At 71.3% G+C, this 18,097-nt stretch carries 16 protein-coding genes; 8 read left to right on the top strand and 8 right to left on the bottom strand.

Annotation, left to right across the window (positions count from 1 at the left end; translation table 11 throughout):
• Position 1 precedes the first annotated feature (1 nt).
• The 3 genes from D452_RS0115680 (at position 2) to D452_RS0115670 (ending at position 2,350) form a co-directional block, all read left to right on the top strand.
• Positions 2-1,300, top strand: coding sequence for a cysteine desulfurase (locus D452_RS0115680; protein WP_017545102.1), 1,299 nt, complete (start codon positions 2-4; stop codon positions 1,298-1,300).
• Positions 1,301-1,498: 198 nt separating this feature from the next.
• Positions 1,499-1,972 carry a Fe-S cluster assembly sulfur transfer protein SufU gene (sufU, locus tag D452_RS0115675; protein WP_017545101.1) on the top strand — a complete coding sequence of 158 codons (474 nt, stop codon included), beginning with the start codon at positions 1,499-1,501 and terminating at the stop codon, positions 1,970-1,972.
• Complete coding sequence (locus tag D452_RS0115670) at positions 1,973-2,350, top strand: metal-sulfur cluster assembly factor (RefSeq protein ID WP_017545100.1); 378 nt, start codon at positions 1,973-1,975, stop codon at positions 2,348-2,350. It begins immediately after the preceding gene.
• Positions 2,351-2,432: 82 nt separating this feature from the next.
• Here the strand turns inward: D452_RS0115670 and D452_RS0115665 are convergent, their stop codons facing one another.
• The gene (locus D452_RS0115665; RefSeq protein WP_017545099.1) at positions 2,433-3,191 is read right to left on the bottom strand and encodes a DUF2470 domain-containing protein; all 759 of its coding nucleotides are present in this window, start codon (positions 3,189-3,191) and stop codon (positions 2,433-2,435) included.
• A 120-nt stretch (positions 3,192-3,311) separates the two neighbouring features.
• Entirely contained in the window at positions 3,312-5,681 is a 2,370-nt protein-coding gene (locus D452_RS0115660) for a hypothetical protein (protein ID WP_017545098.1), read from the bottom strand.
• Between the two features lie 620 nt (positions 5,682-6,301).
• Between D452_RS0115660 and D452_RS0115655 the strand changes: the two genes are divergently transcribed.
• A complete protein-coding gene (locus D452_RS0115655) occupies positions 6,302-7,243 on the top strand; it encodes an SGNH/GDSL hydrolase family protein (RefSeq protein ID WP_193374242.1) in 942 nt (313 codons plus the stop codon).
• A 133-nt stretch (positions 7,244-7,376) separates the two neighbouring features.
• Here the strand turns inward: D452_RS0115655 and D452_RS0115650 are convergent, their stop codons facing one another.
• From D452_RS0115650 to D452_RS0115630, 5 genes are all read right to left on the bottom strand, one after another.
• A complete protein-coding gene (locus D452_RS0115650; protein WP_239646402.1) occupies positions 7,377-8,348 on the bottom strand; it encodes an EAL domain-containing protein in 972 nt (323 codons plus the stop codon).
• A gap of 380 nt (positions 8,349-8,728) precedes the next feature.
• On the bottom strand, positions 8,729-9,967 hold the full coding sequence (gene fabF, locus D452_RS0115645) for a beta-ketoacyl-ACP synthase II (protein ID WP_017545095.1): 1,239 nt from the start codon (positions 9,965-9,967) through the stop codon (positions 8,729-8,731).
• 131 nt (positions 9,968-10,098) lie between these two features.
• Complete coding sequence (locus D452_RS0115640) at positions 10,099-10,341, bottom strand: acyl carrier protein (protein WP_017545094.1); 243 nt, start codon at positions 10,339-10,341, stop codon at positions 10,099-10,101.
• Between the two features lie 98 nt (positions 10,342-10,439).
• A complete protein-coding gene (locus D452_RS0115635) occupies positions 10,440-11,396 on the bottom strand; it encodes a beta-ketoacyl-ACP synthase III (RefSeq protein ID WP_017545093.1) in 957 nt (318 codons plus the stop codon).
• Positions 11,397-11,398: 2 nt separating this feature from the next.
• Positions 11,399-12,307: an ACP S-malonyltransferase gene (locus tag D452_RS0115630; protein ID WP_017545092.1), complete on the bottom strand. Its 909-nt coding sequence runs from the start codon at positions 12,305-12,307 to the stop codon at positions 11,399-11,401.
• Positions 12,308-12,639: 332 nt separating this feature from the next.
• Here D452_RS0115630 and D452_RS0115625 point away from each other — a divergent pair, with 332 nt between their 5' ends.
• Both D452_RS0115625 and D452_RS0115620 read left to right on the top strand, forming a co-directional pair.
• A complete protein-coding gene (locus D452_RS0115625) occupies positions 12,640-13,887 on the top strand; it encodes a PucR family transcriptional regulator (RefSeq protein WP_017545091.1) in 1,248 nt (415 codons plus the stop codon).
• Between the two features lie 296 nt (positions 13,888-14,183).
• A complete protein-coding gene (locus D452_RS0115620) occupies positions 14,184-15,119 on the top strand; it encodes a hypothetical protein (protein ID WP_017545090.1) in 936 nt (311 codons plus the stop codon).
• 92 nt (positions 15,120-15,211) lie between these two features.
• On the opposite strand, the gene D452_RS0115615 is transcribed toward D452_RS0115620, so the two are convergent.
• Positions 15,212-16,879: an alkaline phosphatase D family protein gene (locus tag D452_RS0115615; RefSeq protein WP_026129354.1), complete on the bottom strand. Its 1,668-nt coding sequence runs from the start codon at positions 16,877-16,879 to the stop codon at positions 15,212-15,214.
• Positions 16,880-17,007: 128 nt separating this feature from the next.
• Here D452_RS0115615 and D452_RS0115610 point away from each other — a divergent pair, with 128 nt between their 5' ends.
• Together D452_RS0115610 and D452_RS0115605 are read left to right on the top strand one after the other, a co-directional pair.
• Entirely contained in the window at positions 17,008-17,418 is a 411-nt protein-coding gene (locus D452_RS0115610) for a secondary thiamine-phosphate synthase enzyme YjbQ (RefSeq protein ID WP_017545088.1), read from the top strand.
• 180 nt (positions 17,419-17,598) lie between these two features.
• Entirely contained in the window at positions 17,599-18,024 is a 426-nt protein-coding gene (locus D452_RS0115605; RefSeq protein WP_026129353.1) for a DUF3052 domain-containing protein, read from the top strand.
• Positions 18,025-18,097 lie beyond the last annotated feature (73 nt).

Genomic DNA, 18,097 nt, shown 5'->3' with positions numbered 1-18,097 from the left:
CATGACCCTCCGCGAGCCCGGTCAGCCCGACACGGCTCCGCTCGACACGAAGGCGATCCGGGAGGACTTCCCGATCCTCTCCCGGACCGTCCGTGACGAGCGCCCGCTGGTGTACCTCGACTCCGGGGCGACCTCGCAGAAACCGCGCCAGGTGCTGGACGCCGAGCGCGGGTTCTACGAACGCCACAACGCGGCGGTGCACCGTGGGGCGCACCAGCTCGCGGAGGAGGCCACCGACGCCTACGAGTCGGCGCGGGAGACGATCGCCAGGTTCGTCGGCGCCGACTCCGACGAGGTGGTCTTCACCAAGAACGCCACCGAGGCGGTGAACCTGGTCGCGTACGCGATGAGCAACGCCGCCACGGCGGACGAGGGCCTGCGCCGCTTCCAGGTCGGTCCCGGCGACGAGATCGTCGTGACCGAGATGGAGCACCACGCCAACCTGGTGCCCTGGCAGCAGCTCTGCCAGCGCACCGGCGCGACGCTGCGCTGGTTCCCGGTGACCGACGAGGGCCGGCTGGACCTGTCGGACCTGGCCGAACTGGTCAACGAGCGCACGAAGCTGGTGGCGTTCGCGCACCAGTCCAACGTGCTCGGGACCGTGAACCCGGTGGCCACGATCACCGCGCGGGCCCGGGAGATCGGCGCGCTGGTGCTGCTGGACGCCTGCCAGTCGGTGCCGCACATGCCGGTGGACGTCCGTGAGCTCGACGTGGACTTCCTGGCCTTCTCGGGGCACAAGATGCTCGGTCCCAACGGGATCGGCGTGCTCTGGGGCCGCCGGGAGCTGCTCGCCGCCATGCCGCCGTTCATCAGCGGTGGTTCGATGATCGGCGTCGTGCACATGAGCCACTCGACCTGGGCGGACCCGCCGCAGCGCTTCGAGGCCGGTGTGCCGATGGCCCCGCAGGCCGTCGGCCTGGCCGCGGCCTGTGACTACCTCTCCGAGGTGGGCATGGACCGGGTCGCCGCGCACGAGCACAGGCTCACCGAGTACGCGCTCAAGCAGGTCGGCGCGGTCGAGGGCGTGCGGATCGTGGGCCCGACCGAGGCGGTCGACCGGGGCGGCGCGGTGTCGTTCGTGGTGGACGACATCCACCCGCACGACCTCGGGCAGGTCCTGGACGACAGGGGCGTCGAGGTCCGGGTCGGTCACCACTGTGCCTGGCCCCTGCACCGCAAGCTCGGTATCGTCGCGACCACACGCGCGTCCTTCTACCTCTACAACACGTTGGAGGACGTGGACGCGCTGGTGGAGGCCATCCGGGCCGCCCAGAGGTTCTTCGGGACCAGGGCCTAGGAACGGTTCGGTGAACTACTGGGGGTGTTCTTCCGGTCGGGCGCCGGGGAGGGTGTTGCAGGACGAGTCAAGCCGCCAGCGAGGAACGAGCCAGGCGTAGACGAGATCGAAGCATCCCTCCGCAAAGGCGCCGAGCACGGGCCGAAGTGAAGCGGAGGCCCAAAGAGAGCACTCCTAGTACGAGGATTCTGCCTGACCATGCAGTTGGACGCGATGTACCAGGAAATCATCCTGGACCACTACCGGAACCCGCACCACAAGGGGCTGCGCGATCCGTACAACGCCGAGGCGCACCACATCAACCCCACCTGTGGGGACGAGGTGACGCTCCGGGTGACGCTGACCCCCGACTCCGGGTCGGAGCTGGACGAGAGAGCCGTCGTCAGCGACGTCTCCTACGAGGGGATGGGCTGCTCGATCAGCCAGGCCAGCACCTCGGTGCTGACCGACCTGCTCATCGGCAGGACGGTGGCCGAGGGGATGACGACCCTGGACGCGTTCACCGAGCTGATGCAGTCCAAGGGCAAGGGTGAGCCGGACGAGGACGTGCTGGAGGACGCCGTGGCGTTCGTCGGTGTGTCCAAGTACCCGGCTCGGATCAAGTGCGCCCTGCTGGGGTGGATGGCCTGGAAGGACGCGGTGTCGCAGTCCTTGGAGAAGGAAGGCGCCTGAATGAGCGACAACGAGACCACGAAGACCGAGACCGCCGAGAAGCCCGAGGCCGCTCCGCTCTCTCCTGAGCAGGAGGCGCTGGCCGAGGAGATCGGAGAGGCGCTCAAGGACGTGATCGACCCGGAGCTCGGCGTGAACATCGTCGACCTGGGCCTGGTCTACGGGGTGAACCACGACGACGAGTCGATCACCCTGGACATGACCCTGACCAGTGCGGCGTGCCCGCTGACCGACGTGATCGAGGACCAGGCCAACAGTGCCCTGGACGAGTTCGAGCGCGAAGTGAAGATCAACTGGGTCTGGATGCCGCCGTGGGGTCCGGACAAGATCACCGACGACGGCCGGGACCAGCTGCGCATGCTGGGCTTCAACGTCTGATCCGACCCTGTCGGAGCGCGGGCCGGGACCCCTTGGGGTTCCGGCCCGTCGTGTGTCCGGGGTCGCTGGCCCCGCCCCGGGCTCAGCACTGGTGCCGGTCGAGCCCGGCCATCTCCTGGACCTCGTGTGCGACGTCGTGCGGAGTGCGTGCCGGTCTTCTGAAGGGGATGCGGACGTCGTGATCGCCGTCCGGACCCTCCAGTCGCAGCCGCAGCCCGTGCCGGTCCACGCCGAGCGGGCGGGGCCGCCCCGGCGGGAGCGGGGAGCCGCAGTGGGCGACCAGCGCCCAGAGCACGTCGGGGTGGTCGTCCTCCAGATGGCGCAGCCAGGGACCCTCCCAGCGGCCGAAGGGGTCGGCCGCCGCGTCCGTGAACTCCTCCGGGTGCAGCAGGTGGCAGCCGTCGTGGTCGGAGTGGATGATCAGGTGGGGGTCCATGACGATCAGGGTACGGCCGTGGCCCAGGTCGAGCAGGCGTTCGTCTGGGTCGTCGACCAGGGCGGCGAGCGCGCGGTCACGGGCCTCGCGAGGGGAGGGGGCGCGCAGTTCGCCGCTGATCCACAGCAGGGAGCGGGTCGGATCGCGCAGGTCCACCGGGGCCGTGTCGGTGAACTCGACGGTGGCCTCCAGCACCCCCTCACCGATCTCGGCCAGGACGCGGTGCTGGTCGGGGACCAGCAGGGTGACCTCGCCCTGGAAGGTGGTGTGGCAGACGGCTCCGGTCAGGTGCAGGGAGACGTCCGCACTGGTGACCGTGGCCGGGTTGGGGCGGGAGAGGACGGAGCGCGCCCGTTCGGCGGGGGAGGGCGTGAGGGAGTTCGGGTACGACAGCAGGAGGACCACCTCAAATCAATTAGGTAAGGCTAACCTACATCCTCCGGCTTCGGTTCGGAACCCCTCCACGCGCCAACGACGAGGGGCCGCACCGGAACGTGTCCGGTGCGGCCCCTCCTGACCAGGTGTCTAGTGTGTGGCGAACATGGCCGAGCGCAGCTCCCCGGCGATGTCCTCGTCCCCGCGCATGGACAGCGCCTCCAACAGCGCCTGCGGGTCCGCCAGCGACTCGTCGCCGTTGTCGGTGATCCGACGCGACAGGATCCTGAGCGCCTCCTCCGTGGCGGCCGGGGCGGTGTACCCGATCAGGTGCAGCGCACGCGCGGCCGGAGGGTGACCGCTGAGGTCCCCGGCGGGCAGCTTGCGCGCGTCCAGACGGTCGCCGGAGACCGTGATGAACATGCGGTCACCCGGCTGGGCCGCCTGGCGGCGCAGCAGCGGACGAAGGGAGTCGAAGGCGGGCTGGTCGCGCCAGACCAGCACGAGCAGGTCGGCGCCGGGAGCGGTGAGGCACAGCAACCGGCCGGGCTGCAACCCCAGATGGGTGGCGTATCCGGTGGGCACGGCCACCGGCGCGCCGTTGAGGTGGTCCGCGGTGATGTCGATGCGGTGCCACCAGCGGCCGTCCGGGGCCCGGAAGCAGCGCGCGGAGGCGGCCGGGTCGCTCGCCCCGGGGCGGACCGGTGCGGCGTGCCCCGGGTGCCCCGGGTGCCCCGGGTGCCCCGGGTGCCCCGGGTGCGCCGGGTGAGCCAGGGGCGGGACCGGCGGCGGGGCCAACGGGACGGACGGGAGGCCGGGCACGAACCCGCCCTGCTCGGGTTCGGGTCTGTGGTGGTGGATGTGTTCGGGGGCGTGGGTCGCGGGCTCGGGACCCGGCTGGCCGTCGGGGCGGCGCCGGATCGGGAGGCCGTTCTCGGTGGTGGCGCCGGACCCCTCGGTGGAGTGGCCGTCGCCGGGGGCCTCCATGGGGACGGAGGTGTCCACGTACACCTGGCCGTCGCGCAGGCTCACACCGGGGGTGCTCAGCAGCCAGGCGCGCAGCTCCTGCTGGCGGATGCCGATCCGGCCCAGGCGGATGCCCGCCTCGGTCAGGTTGGGCGCGTCGCCCAGCAGCTCACGGGTCTGCCAGCGCAGCTTGTTGGGGTCGTCGGCGATAAGCCAGCCGTTGTGCATCCGCCGGTCGGTGAACAGCGTGATGATCACGCGCCACAGCGGCGTGTGCAGCGTGGGCACGTCCACCGGGTGATCGGGGTGCGCGTTGATGAGCCGGTCGATGGTGGTCGCCGAACCGAGCTGCTCGGAGAGTTCGCGCAGGTGCCTGGTGATGGCGGCGCCCTCGGGGGAGCCCAGCCAGCGCAGGAGGCGTTCCTCCACCTTGCGTTGAGCTCCGCGTATCTCGGTCACGTCCACCGAGATCTGTTCGGAGAGCACGCGGATGCTGATGGGGTCGGTGGCGAAGAGCCGTTCGGCGGCCACCGTCCGCTCGAGCTCGGGCCAGGAACGGAACATCTCCTCGACCTGGTCCACCAACGGGTGCTGGCCCAGGACGGGTGCCGGGGGCTCCTCCACCCGTTCGGGGGAGGGGGCCTTGGTGCGGCTGAAGCTGGGGCGGCGCAGAGTGCGTCCGGGGCCCAGGAGCGAGCTGCGGAACTGCGAACGCAGGTCACCGACACCGCTGGTCGTGGGGGCGGCCGCCTCGCTGCTCACCGCCTCGGCGCTCAGGACCGAGCCGGGGATCATCGCCGCCGAGCTGACCATGCCGCCGACCGCTGCCGGGGCCTCGGCCACGGGGGCGGGCCGCTGCTCGACGTGTTCGGCGGAGGGCTGCTCCTGGTCCCGCTGGGCGCGCAGGGCACGCAGGGTCCGGATCGCGCGGGTGGCCGGGGTCTGCGGCGGGTTCGCCGGGTCCTCGGAGTCGCCGTCCCCTTCCGGCGCGTCGCCGGTTCCGGTAGCCGTCTCCAGGTAGTCCAGCGCGCTGCGCACGTGTTCGGGAGCGGAGTCGGGCAGCCAGTGCGCGATGGTGCGCACGGCCTCCGTCATCAGCGCGGGGGAGGGGGTGGGGCCTCCGGGAAGCTCACAGCAGGGCTGGAGGGCACGCCAGGCGACGGTGCTCACGATGTCCAGGACACCGCAGCCCGGGAGCCGCCACTCGTGCATCTCCTGGGGGCTGGACGCGATGAGGCGGTCCCAGTCACCGGCGGTGGCGAAGACCGCGCCGCGGACCGGTTCGGCGAGGTCGGAGCAGTCCACGTGCTGGGTGCGCAGGCTCGGCAGGAACTCGGAGAGGGCGATGTGCCCCCAGTGTTCGACCGCGAGGCGGGCCAACCCGTTGGCGAGCCAGGGCGGACCGGCGATGTCCAGCACGCGTGTGACGGGCAGCGAGTGCCACCAGCCGTCGATGAGACGGTCGTGGTGGAGCAGGGGTGCCACGTCCGGCGATCTCGACCACCGCAGGGCGGGTGCGAGGTCGACGAGGCAGATCGGAGAGACGGCGTTCATCCGCTGGGGACCTCGACCTCCTGGTGTCTGCACGTGAATTGGGGAGGAACCGCACGGGCCTTCGGTTCGATGCACCACAGTACGCGCCCTTGACCCGGAGGAGGACGGATCTTGAACCGACTCGGTCGTTCCGCGTGGGGGCACGGCGGGCCGAGGGACAGGGGTGCCGTGAGCACTTCTCCGAGATCGTACGTGCCCCGGGCGCTCATGGGTAGTCCCAGGGTGACCGGGTCCACCGATACCCGGAGGTGACCTCGGCGTGTGATCACCGTGACAAAGGACATTCGCCCCGAGAGGCCAGCAAGTGCTGTGAGCTACCTCATATCGGGCTTTTGGCTCTTCTTGGGTGCTCCGGGCGTTGTTCCCAGGGTGCCCCGAAGCCCTGTGTGAGCCCGGCGCGCTGACGTTCGGCGCGGGTATGCTGGATGGGCACTGTCCTCGCCCGAGCGCCCCCCGGCCGGGTGCCCGCGACGCGGCTCACCTCGGGGCCGACGGTGCTCGGACATTCGGGCCAGCGGCACACCGCGACCCGCCCAAGACTTCCGTTCCCACGCACCCCGGCGCATGGCAGGCGCGGGGACGGTCGATCCGGATGATTGGTTGACGTGACAGACCTTGAGATGAATCCCCCCGCTGCTGCGCCCGCGGACAGACCGGAGCTCATCCGGTCCTACGTGGCGATCGGTGACAGCATCACAGAGGGGATGGAGGACGACAGCGGCCCCGGCGGCGAGTACCGGGGGTTCGCGGACCGCCTCGCCGAACACCTGGGCACGCTCTCCCCGGACTTCCGCTACGCCAACCTCGGCGTCCGAGGACGTCGGATGAAACACATCTTCGGTGAACAGCTCGAGCAGACCCTCGCCTGGAAGCCCGACCTCGTCACCGTACTCGCGGGGGGCAACGACGTCCTCCGCCCCGGCGGCGACCTCGACGAGCTGGCCGAGAAGTTCGAGTGGGGTGTGCGCCAGCTGCGCGACGCGGGCATCCGCGTGGTGATCCTCGCGGGCCACGACACCGGGTGGATCCCCGTCCTGCGCCTGTACCGGGGCCGGATCGCCGTGTTCAGCATGCACATGCGGGCCGTGGCCGAACGCACCGGGACCGAGATCGTCGACCTGTGGGCGCTCAACGCCCTCAACGACCCGCGGGCCTGGAGCGACGACCGGCTGCACCCCAACGGCGCCGGACACCAGATCGTCGCGGCGCGCGTCGCCGACCTGCTCGGACACCCGATGGGTCCGCCCGAGTCCTGGACCGACCCGTGGGCGACCCCGCCCCAGCAGCTGCCCCGCATCCTGCGTCGCAGGGAGGGCCGTCGCTGGGCCCGTCAGTACCTCGTACCGTGGCTGCGCCGCCGCGCGATGGGCCGTTCCTCCGGCGACGGCCTGCTGCCCCGCCGCCCCGAGCTGGACTACCTGCACGACGAGCAGACCCGCGACCAGCTGCGGGAGGAACTGCGCAGGAGCGGAGCGGACACGCACTACAACGACTACTCGGCGGACGACACGCCCCCGACCAGCAGCCCCTCGGGCACCAAGGGCCCCGAGCCCCTGCGCTGACCGCGCCGGATCCGCGCCGCCACCGTGGCCGCGCCCCCTGTTCCTCAGGGGTCGCGGCCACGGTGCCGTCACGGGTCGTCGGGTCCGTCGGGAGCCCGCCGGTGGGAAAGCGGGGTCCCCGCTTCCCCGGGGTTCACTGGCGGGACAGCGACTGGATGAGGTCGCTGACGTGCACGACCCCCACGCACTGGCCGTACGGGTTCGTCACGATCAGGTCGTCGTAGACCCGTTCGCGGTCCTGCCCGGCCACCCGCAGGGCCGAGATCGCCGACATCCACGCGGGCACCGTCCGAGGCGACTCCGCCAGACGCAGGGCCGGGCGCTTGGCGTGCAGCGCGTGCCCGTACCGACCGGTCACCGACAGCAGGAACCGGGTCCGGTCGATCACCCCCATCGGCCGCTCCCGGTGGTCGATGAGGACCACGCTGTTGAGCGCGGTGTCGCCGGTGAACGCCTCCAGGACGTGCTCGCCCGTGGACTCGGCGTCGAAGTCCAGCGGAGGCACCATGAACTCGGTGACCCTGGGGCCGGCGTCGGTGTCGGCCAGAGCGGTGGCGGCCGGTTCCGGCACCGGGTTCACCCGCTCGCCGGGCCGCCAGTCCGGTTCGGCGAAGAACGTACCGCTGCCCAGCCGCACTCCGCACTCGCGCAGGCGCACGATCTCCTCGCCCCGGGCCACACCGGAGGCCAACGCGTACACGCCGCTGCTGCGCCCGATCCGGGCCAGCCCGTCCACGATCCCCCCGTTGCGCTGGTCGCCCTCGATCCCCGACACCAGGACCGGGTCCAACCGGATCAGGAACGGGGTGGCCTCCACGACCAGATCCGGCCGGGCCATCGCGGTGCCGAAGCCGCAGCGGAACCCGAGGGAGCGCAGCCCCGAGACTGCCGTCAGCACGGAGGCCCGGGGCAGGTCCACCAGGTCCGCGGTGAGCATCAGGGTCACGTCGCGAGGGCGGCGGCCGGCCCGGCGCAGCGCACCGTCGATCAGCCCGGGCAGGTCGGTGCCGTCGACGAGCGCGGCCGAGGGCAGTGGCAGGACCAGCGGCAGAAGGCTCTCGACACCGGCCCCGGCACGCACCAGCGAGGCCAGCCACTCGGCCACCACCGCCGACCCGCCGCCCCTCCCGTCCNGGGCCCCCCCCCCCCGCCGGTACGGCGGCCACGACCTCCACGGCCACCACGGCTCCGGAGTCCAGGTCCACGACGGGGCGGAAGGCCGGACCGCGACGACGACCGGCCCGGCCGTCGTCGCCGGGACCCGGTGGGGCGTGTGGATGGGGCAGCGTGGACACGTCATCCATGGTCGCGCGCGGGACGCGCCCACCTGAAGACCCTCGCGGCGGAGTTCAACCGTTCTTGCGGCACGGGCCCCCGAACGTTCACGAACGGTTGACCGAGGTCACGGACACGACAGTGGGCGTCACCGTGCGGTGACGCCCACTGCAGGACCAGGTGCCGCGCGCGGGGGCGCGGCCGGTCGGATCAGGCGCGGCGGAAGGCCACGGCGATGTTGTGGCCGCCGAAGCCGAAGGACTCGTTGACGGCGGCGACGTCCCCGCTCGGCATCTCCCGGGGCTTGTCGCGGACGATGTCCACGGCCACCTCGGGGTCGAGCTCGGAGATGTTGATGGTCGGCGGGATCTGGCCCTCGTGCAGCGCCAGGATCGTCGCGATCGACTCCACCGCGCCCGCGCCGCCCAGAAGGTGCCCGGTCATGGACTTGGTGGAGGTCACCGCGACCCGGTCGGCGGCGGAGTCGCCCAGCGCCGTGCGGATCGCCCGGGTCTCACCGACGTCACCGGCCGGAGTCGACGTGGCGTGCGCGTTGACGTGCACGATGTCGCTCGGCTTGAGGTCGGCGTCGGCCAGCGCCTGGGTGATGGCGCGGGCCTGACCGGCGCCTTCGGGGTCGGGCATGACGATGTCGTGGGCGTCGTCGGTGTAGCCGACACCGGCGGCGTGGGCGTACACGTGCGCGCCGCGCTTGGCGGCGTGCTCGGCCGACTCCAGGACGAGGATGCCCGCGCCCTCGCCCATGACGAAGCCGTCGCGGTCCTTGTCCCAGGGACGGGAGGCGGTCTGCGGGTCCTCGTTGCGCGTCGAGAGCGCGCGCATGGAGGCGAAGGAGGCGATGTTCAGGGGGTGGATCGCGGCTTCGGTACCGCCCGCGATCACCACGTCGGCCCGGCCGGCGCGGATCATGTCCACACCGTTGGCGATGGCCTCGGCGCTGGAGGCGCAGGCGCTGACGGGGGCGTGGGCGCCCGCGCGCGCGGTGAACTCCAGGGCCACGGCGGCGGCCGGGCTGTTGGGCATGAGCATGGGCACGGTGAACGGGGAGACCCGCTTCCAGCCCTTCTCACGGAAGGTGTCGTACTGCTCCAGGATGGTGAGGATGCCACCGATCCCGCTGGAGACCACCACACCGAGACGGAGGGGGTCGACGTCGGGGGTGCCCGCGTGGCCCCACGCCTCCTGCGCGGCGATGAGGGCGAACTGCTGGGTCCGGTCGAGGCGGCGCAGCCTGGGGCGCGGCAGCTTCTCGGAGGGTTCCTGCGCGATCCGCCCGGCGAAGTGCACCGGAAGCTTCTCGTGCCAGTCCTCCGGCAGCATGCTGATCCCGGAGCGGCCGTCGAGGAGCGCGGACCATGTGGTCGCGACGTCACCCCCGAGGGGGGTGGTGGCGCCGAGGCCGGTGACGACGACATCGGTCTTGGACATGATCCGATCGCCCTTCTCGTGGGTCGATCCCGGCGCGTGTGCCGGGAGGCGTGGCGAATGAGTGGGTCTGGGGCGTCCTGGTGGGGACTTGCGGGCCGCCGGGCCGGTGTGCGGCCCGGCGGCCGGACACGCTACTTCTGGATGAAGTTGATGACGTCCTGGACCGTCTTCAGGTCCTTGAGCTGGTCGTCGGGGATCTCGACGCCGAACTTGTCCTGCGCGGCGACGGCGATCTCCACCATGGACAGCGAGTCGATGTCCAGGTCGTCCACGAACGTCTTCTCCGGGGTGACCTCGGCGGGGTCGGTGCCGACGATCTCCTCGACGATCTCGCCGAGGCCCTTGAGGATGTCCTGCTCGCTGTGGTCGGCCATGTCTTTTTCTCCTTGCTTGACGCTTGACGAATGTGGAGTCGGGTGGCGTTCCCGAACGGGAGCGGGCGAGCCCGCCCGTCCGGGACCGGACCAACGGATCAGGGGATGCGGATCACCTGTGCGGCGTAGACCAGGCCCGCACCGAATCCCAGAGTGAGCACGATGCTCCCCGACGGCAGTTCCCCGCGTTCGACCATGCGCGACAGCGCGAGAGGGATCGAGGCGGAGGAGGTGTTGCCCGCGGTGACGATATCGCGGGCCACGAGCGCCTGCGGCGCCCCCAGCTTGCGCGCGATGGACTCGACGATCCGCAGGTTGGCCTGATGGGGAACGAAGGCGGTGAGCTCGGACGGCTCCACACCAGCGCGCTCCAGGGCCTCCAGGGCCACCTTGTACAGCTCGGTGGTGGTCCACCTGAAGACGGCCTGGCCCTCCTGGTGGAGGTACTTGCCCTCACGCAGGTGGATCGTGTCGGCGCGTTCGCCCGAGGAGCCCCAGACGACCGGTCCGACGCCGTGGTCCTCGGAGGCCGAGACCACGGCGGCCCCGGCGCCGTCGGCGAAGATCACACAGGTGGACCTGTCCTGCCAGTCCACCCAGTCGCTGAGCTTCTCCGAGCCGATCACCAGGACGTTGCGGGAGCTTCCGACCCGGACGGAGTCCGAGGCCAGCCCGAGCGCGTAGACGAAGCCCGCGCAGGCCGCGTTGACGTCGAAGGCACCCGGGGCGGCGATGCCGAGCCGGGCGGCGACGGTCGCCGCCGTGTTGGGGATCTGGTCCTGCACGGTGCAGGTGGCCACGATCACCAGGTCGATGTCCTCGGGGGAGAACCCGCCCGCGGCGAGTGCCTTGCCTCCGGCGGCCACGGCCATGCTCGCGACGGTGTCCTCGGGGCCCGCGATGCGACGCTCCCTGATGCCCACACGGCTCTGGATCCACTCGTCATTGGTGTCGACACGGGCTTCCAGATCGGCGTTGGTCACGACCCGTGACGGCTGGTACTCGCCGAAGGAACGGATCGAGGCGCCGCCGGGCGCGCTCGGGACGTTGAACATGCTCAGCCTTCCTGCTGGCCGCTCGCGGGGGAGATGGTCCCCGCGTGCTCCTTGATGAGGGCGCCGGCGCGTTCGAGGTCGTCGGGGGTCTTCACCGCGAGGATCTCGATGCCGCGCAGCGCACGCTTGGCGAGCCCGGTGAGCGTGCCCGCCGGGGTCAGCTCGATGAACGCGGTCACTCCGAGGTCGGCGAGAGTGTCGGTGCACGCGTCCCACCGGACCGGCGAGGAGATCTGCGAGACCAGACGCTCCAGGTACTCGGCGCCGCTGTCGACCACGGCGCCGTCCGCGTTGGACAGCAGACGGACACTGGGGTCGGCCGGGGTCAGGTCCCGGGCGGCGGCCCGCACCCGCTCCACGGCCGGGGCCATGTGCTCGGTGTGGAACGCGCCCGCCACGGACAGGGGGCGCAGCCGGGCCCGCTCGGGCGGGTTCTCGGCGAACGCCGCCAGCTGGGCGGTGGTACCGGCGGCCACGATCTGCCCGGAGCCGTTGTCGTTGGCCGGGGTCAGACCGGCGGCCTCGATGGCGGCCAGCACGTCCTCGCGCTGACCCCCCAGGACAGCGGTCATCCCGGTCTCGGTGCGGGCGGCGGCGTCGGCCATCCCGCGACCGCGCTCGGCGACCAGGGCCAGTGCGTCCTTGGGGGAGAGCACACCGGCCAGCGCGGCGGCGGTGAACTCGCCGACGCTGTGTCCGGCCGTCGCGTCCACGAGGGAGGGCGAGGCGGGCAGCGGTGCCCCGGGGGCGGACTGCGGGCCGAGCAGCGCGGTGGCGGCGGCCAGACCGGCGCTGACCAGCAGCGGCTGGGCGACGGCGGTGTCACGGATCTCGTCCGCGTCCGCCGTGGTGCCGTAACGCACGAGGTCGAGACCGGTCACCTCGGACCACGACGCGAACGTCTCGGCCATGCCGGGGAGTTCGAGCCACGGGGAGAGGAAACCGGGAACCTGGGCGCCTTGGCCTGGAGCAACGATTACAAGCACGACATCAACCTTGCCCTGTAGGAGATCACCAGTTGGATGGGGAGAGACACGAAGTTCACCGGACACCGTTTGTAGGTAATCCACAAAACGACGCCGGTCATGTGCCCACAAACCCGAAACGGGTGGAGGAGATCACTTTCCGACGTTACGCGGGGCTGTCCGCGGCCCCCTCCGGGACCGGGTCGACCCGGGGGGGGTGACAGCCGACACGGAGGCGAACCCGGGACCGGGTGCGGAGAGGATGCGAACCTAGACAAGTGAACACCGAACCCCGACCGACCGAGGACGGCGCGAGCGCGCCGACCGGGAGCGGCGCCCCACAGGACAAGATCCGCGCCGAGACCGTACGACGCCTGGAACGCTCCATGGGAGCGCTGGGCACCGCCGCCGTGAGCCGGATGGAGGAGCGGCTCGGCTGGTTCCGCCGGATGTCGGCACAGGACCGGTCCTGGATCGGCCTCGTGGCGCAGTCCGGGGTCGCCGCCTTCGTGGACTGGTTCCGCGACCCCGACCGCGGTCGGCCCGCCATCACCGTGGAGGTGTTCGGCACCGCCCCGCGCGAACTCACCCGCTCCGTCTCCCTCCAGCAGACCGTCGACATGATCCGCGTGGTCATCGAGGTGGTGGAGAACCAGGTCGACGACCTGGCCGCCGCCGGAGGCGAGCAGCAGCTGCGCGAGGCCATGCTCCGCTACACACGCGAGGTGGCCTTCAGCTCCGCCAAGGTCTACGCCCGCGCGGCTGAGGCCCGCGGTGCCTGGGACGCGCGGCTGGAGGCGCTGATCGTCGACGCGCTCCTGCACGGTGACCAGGTGGAGGGGCTCCAGACCTGGGGTTCGGCGCTGGGCTGGTCGCACACGCCGGTGATCGCGATGGCCGGGGACATCGGCGACGAGGACGGCGGGAAGGTCATGGACGACCTGCGCTCGGCCGCGCGCCGTCTGGGCTACGACGTCCTGGCGGGCATGCAGGGGCGCCGTGTGGTCGTGGTGGTGGGGGTGGGTGAACGCCACCCGGTCGACGATCTCCCGGTCGAACCCGTGGAGCCACTGGCGGGGTTGTTCGGGGACGGACCCGTGGTGGTGGGGCCGGCCGTGGCCGACCTGCACGCGGCGGGCTCCTCGGTGCGGTCGGCGGTGAACGGCCTGCGGGCCGCGGTGGCCTGGCCGGACGCTCCACGGCCCGTGCTCGCCGACGACCTGCTGCCCGAGCGCGCGCTGGAGGGTGACGTTGAGGCCCGCCAGCAGTTGGTGACGGAGGTGTACCTGCCCCTCCAGGGTGCCGGTTCCCCGCTCCTGGACACGTTGTCGGTGTACCTGGAGCACGCCTCGTCGCTGGAGGCCACCGCGCGCATGCTCTTCGTGCACCCGAACACGGTGCGCTACCGGCTGAGCCGGATCTCCGAGCTCACCGGGCACATCCCCTCGGACGGCCGCGGGTCCTTCGTGCTCCGGGTCGCGGTCGCCCTCGGCCGATTGTCCGAAACCCGGGACGGATCACCCTGATGTCCGGTGTCGGCCATGCTCGGGAGAGTGACCTCCGTCACGTCGTAATCTGATCGTTGCCTCCCTTTTCCGTGGGTTTATGGAAGTTTCACCAGCGTCGGGTAGGTGTGTAACTGACTGTGCGCGCCCGGGGACTACGCGAAAAGAGATAGCTTTGATACGGGCAGGTTGCAGGTGGAGCCACAGACGACGAAAACCCACGGGCGTCGCTCCCCGCACCGCTCCGTCACGACGTTCTTGGGGGGTCCAACGCTGTGGTCGAGCGACCGAGGAAGAGGTTCCGGATACTACGCCCGGTGATCGATTTCGTACTCCAACCCACGCAGGAGGGTGAGCTGCGCAGGCGGGTGCTGTTCTGGCTCCCCGCGCCGATCCCGGTCCTGGGACTGGTGTACCTGCTGGTGGGCGGGGCGATGTCCGCCGCCGGATGGACGATACTGCTGGCCGCGAGCGTGGGCGTGGGAACGCTGCTGCTCGCGGTGATCGTGCAGCCCACCCCGCTCCCCGAGGGTCTGGCCCCGCCGGTCTCGGCCCGCCGCTCCCTGCACCGGTTCCGGCAGTTCACCCAGCTGCGGGTGGCGCTGGCCCTGGTGCCGGTGGTCATCGGCGCCGCCGCCGCGATCGCTGGCGGCGGCATGTACCCGCTGTTCGCCGCGCTGGCCCTGGCCTGGCCGCAGCTGCTGCTGGCCATGCCCACCTTCTTCACCATCACCAGGGCCCGCCGCGCCATGGAGGCCTGGGGCACCACCGCCTACCTGTGGCACGCCCTCTCACGCCCCGCCAAGGTCACCTGGCCGGTCCTCACCCCGCTGGCCCGGTCCTACCGCGCCTGGCGCACCGACCGCGCCCGTCGTCTGGCCCGCCAGAAGCAGGAGGACCAGCAGCAGGACCAGGCGTGGAAGGAGGCCGTCGACGAGGAGAAGCGCAACCCCACCGAGGCGGCGGCCCCCGTCGGGGAGGAGCCCGGGACCGAGGGGCCCCGGCTCCAGCGCACCCGCAAGCTGCACGCGCTCCCCGAGGAACTGGACGACCAGGACAACGAGCCCACCACGCTGCTCCCCAAGCCCGAGCTGGTCGAGACCGAGGACACCCCCTCGACGGGATCGGGGACGCGCGGCACGGTCAACCGGGCCGCCCGGCAACTCCTGGAGGAGGGTGGCGCGCTCGGCCTGAGCGTGCGCAACCGGCGTCGAGGACACGCCAACCGCCGCCCGCCCTCGCACAAGCCCTAGGGCCCTTCGGCCGGACTCCCGGCACGAGCGGTCCGAAGCAGCTCCGGCGGCGCCCAGACGGGCGCCGCCGGAGCTGCTTCGTTTCCAGGGGTTCAGACGCGGGTGCGGCGTCGGACCTCGGGCAGGGCGTCGTCCCCGCCCTGCGGGCAGTGGTACCAGAGGGCCTCGGCCTCGCGGCCGTCGAAGACCACCTCACCGATGGTGTTGCCGAAGTAGGGCCGCTCCGCCAGATCCCAGGACAGCGGGCTGCGGCGCACCCCGGCCAGCCGGGTCATAACCCGCCCGGCCACGTGCAGGGGCCAGCTCGCGGACAGCGTGGCGGCACGGCGCAGGTTCGGGGGGAGCTGGTTGCACAGTGCGGAGGAGACCAGCTGGGCGATCCGGGAGGTCGTCCGCCCCTCGCGCGCACGCGCACGCGCCAGGTAGGAGAAGTGGACGTCCCCGCCGAGCAGGAGGATCGTGGCGGGCGCCGGACCCCGAGCGCCACGGGCGACATCGAGCAAGGCCTCCGCGAGGCGGTGGAAGGAGTACTGGAAAGCGCCCCAGTGCTCCAGGTCCAGTGCCTGGCGCAGGCGTTCCGCGGGGCCCCGCGCGGCCGAACCCCAGGCCCCCGCGCACACGGCCTCGTTCCAGGCCTCCAGGTGGTGCACGGAGGGCGGCAGCAGGACCGGGACGGTGGAGGCCACCACGAGGTGGTCGGGGCCGCCGGTGAGGTGCCGGTCCAGCCAATCGTGCCCCTCGGCGCCCAGGATGGACCGTGAGCCGCCGGAGGGGTCGTCCTCCTCCAGCGACCGGCCGCAGCGGGTGTCGGCGACCAGGACCCGCACGTCGCCCACGTCGTGGTGGTGGCTCCACCGGTACGAGGAGGGCTCGTCGTGGGCCCGCCAGGCGAAGGAGTCCACGGTGTCCCCGGCGTCGGTTCCGCGATCGCGGTGGTCCCGCACGGACGCCCACAGAGGGTCCTTGGCACGCGCGTCGGGGGAGAGGTTGCCCACGTGCTGGTACACCCAGTAGGCGCCGATGCCGCTGGTCACCCGGGTGCGCCACCACGGCTGCCGGTCCATCGCGCTGCGCCAGGCGGCCGAGGTGTTCCAGTCGTCGCGGATGTCGTGGTCGTCGAAGACCATCAGCGTGGGCACGGTCGAGAGCAGCCACCGCACCTGGGGGTCGGACCAGGCCTGGCGGTAGAGCTCCGCGTACTCGTCGAAGCGGACGACCTCGTCCTCGGGAGCGCCGTCCGGGTCGACCTCGCCGCGCCGCTCCCGCAGGAAGGCCCGCATGGGCTCCTGCACCTCGTCCGCGTAGACCTGGTCGCCGATCAGCAGCAGGACCTGGTTGTCCCCGGTCGCGCCCTCGCGGGCCAGACGGCGGGCGGTGGCGCGGAGCATGTCGGGTCCGTAGCGGACCAGGCCCTCCGGAGTGTCACCGGTGGGGGTGTGGCAGGAGCCGTACAGCAGTCTCGTCGGCGCACCGGGGGACAGGGTGCGCAGGACGCTGGGCGGCAGCGGGCTGTCGGGCTCGGGCCACACCCGGTCCTCACCCAGGAAGACCTCGTAGGGAAGGACGGAACCCGGCTCCAGGCCCTCGATTTCGCACACGGCGTAGTGGTGGCCGTGGACCGTGAAGGTGCGGCTGGCCGAGACCGGCCCGCCGTCCACGCGAACCCGGACGTCACAGGGGGCGTCCGTCTCCACCCACACCGTCGCCGTGGTGTGACCCACGTGGCGAAGCACGGGTCCCAAAAGTAACGAGACAGTCACCCTTATCCCTTCTTTCGTCCAGTTTCACACACGTCGGAGAGGAGTATGGCCCCTTCAGGGGGCTTCGGCCACCCCCGGATTCACAGGTGATGGTTGCACCGGGAGCCAGGCTGCGCGAAGGTGTCGCTATGCGGACACTGATCCTTGAGCTGCACACAGGCGGATCGGAGAGCGTTACCGACATCACCGCGCAGTGCGGTGACTTCGTCGCCGAGAGCGGCGGCGACGGCCTGCTCAACGTCTTCGTCCCGCACGCGACCGCGGGTGTGGCCATCATCGAGCTGGGCGCGGGGTCCGACGACGACCTCCTTGCCTCTCTCGACGACCTGCTGCCGGCCGACGACCGGTGGCGCCACCGACACGGGTCCCGGGGGCACGGACGCTCGCACGTCATGCCGGCGTTCGTCGCACCGCAGACCACGGTGCCAGTACTATCCGGCAGACTCGAACTGGGAACGTGGCAGTCCATCGCGATCGTGGACCTGAACGTGGACAACCCGGATCGGCAGGTCCGGTTGTCCTTCCTGGAGTCCGGATGAGCTGATTCGACTCGGGCCGGGTTCGGCCGTGCGTTGACGGGATATGCCACTAGCGTGTGAACTAGGCCATCAGCGATGGTTACGGACCCACGTGACGGGTGACAAAAAAGCCCGGCATCGTTGTGACAACTGCTTCGTGCAGGCAAGATTGAGAAAAACCATCTGTGGAGGAGAACTTTCGTGAGCGCGACCGCGGGCCAGGCACAAAGCGAACGCGGCTTGGCTGACCGACTCGGATTCAAGCCGGGTCAGGTGGTGCAGGAATTCGGGTTCGACGATGACGTCGACGAGGGACTGCGCGCTTCCATCGCCGAGCTTACGGGCGAGGCACTGGTCGACGAGGACTTCGACGGCGACGTCGACGCGGCACTGCTGTGGTGGCGGTCCGACGAGGAAGGCGACCTCACCGACGCTCTGATGGACACGGTGACGACCATCGCCGACGGAGGGACCATCCTGGTCCTGACCCCGAAGGCCGGTCGTGAGCTGCACGTGTCCCCCAACGACGTGGCCGAGGCCGCTACCACCTCGGGCCTGTCCCAGACCAGCGCGGTCAGCATCGGCGCCGACTGGTCGGGCACCCGCCTGGTCGTTCCCAAGCGGTGACGGACACCACCCGTACAGGGTGAGACGTCCGGCGCCGCGCGCCTCAGCGAACAAGGGCGCGCGGCGCTGAGGG

Origin of the sequence: Nocardiopsis prasina DSM 43845 (assembly GCF_000341265.1) — a bacterium.
Classification (GTDB): Bacteria; Actinomycetota; Actinomycetes; order Streptosporangiales; family Streptosporangiaceae; genus Nocardiopsis; species Nocardiopsis prasina.
Note: the sequence above shows the minus strand (reverse complement) of the source record. Positions and strands in the feature narration are given on the sequence as shown.

Excerpts from the sequence above, each read along its gene's own strand:
- D452_RS0115640 (WP_017545094.1), bottom strand. The coding sequence starts at position 10,341 with ATGGCCGACCACAGCGAGCAGGACATCCTCAAGGGCCTCGGCGAGATC.
- D452_RS0115660 (WP_017545098.1), bottom strand. The coding sequence starts at position 5,681 with ATGAACGCCGTCTCTCCGATCTGCCTCGTCGACCTCGCACCCGCCCTG.
- D452_RS0115670 (WP_017545100.1), top strand. The coding sequence starts at position 1,973 with ATGAGCGACAACGAGACCACGAAGACCGAGACCGCCGAGAAGCCCGAG.
- D452_RS0115610 (WP_017545088.1), top strand. The coding sequence starts at position 17,008 with ATGCGGACACTGATCCTTGAGCTGCACACAGGCGGATCGGAGAGCGTT.
- D452_RS0115630 (WP_017545092.1), bottom strand. The coding sequence starts at position 12,307 with ATGGCCGAGACGTTCGCGTCGTGGTCCGAGGTGACCGGTCTCGACCTC.
- fabF (WP_017545095.1), bottom strand. The coding sequence starts at position 9,967 with ATGTCCAAGACCGATGTCGTCGTCACCGGCCTCGGCGCCACCACCCCC.
- sufU (WP_017545101.1), top strand. The coding sequence starts at position 1,499 with ATGCAGTTGGACGCGATGTACCAGGAAATCATCCTGGACCACTACCGG.
- D452_RS0115680 (WP_017545102.1), top strand. The coding sequence starts at position 2 with ATGACCCTCCGCGAGCCCGGTCAGCCCGACACGGCTCCGCTCGACACG.
- D452_RS0115655 (WP_193374242.1), top strand. The coding sequence starts at position 6,302 with ATGAATCCCCCCGCTGCTGCGCCCGCGGACAGACCGGAGCTCATCCGG.
- D452_RS0115635 (WP_017545093.1), bottom strand. The coding sequence starts at position 11,396 with ATGTTCAACGTCCCGAGCGCGCCCGGCGGCGCCTCGATCCGTTCCTTC.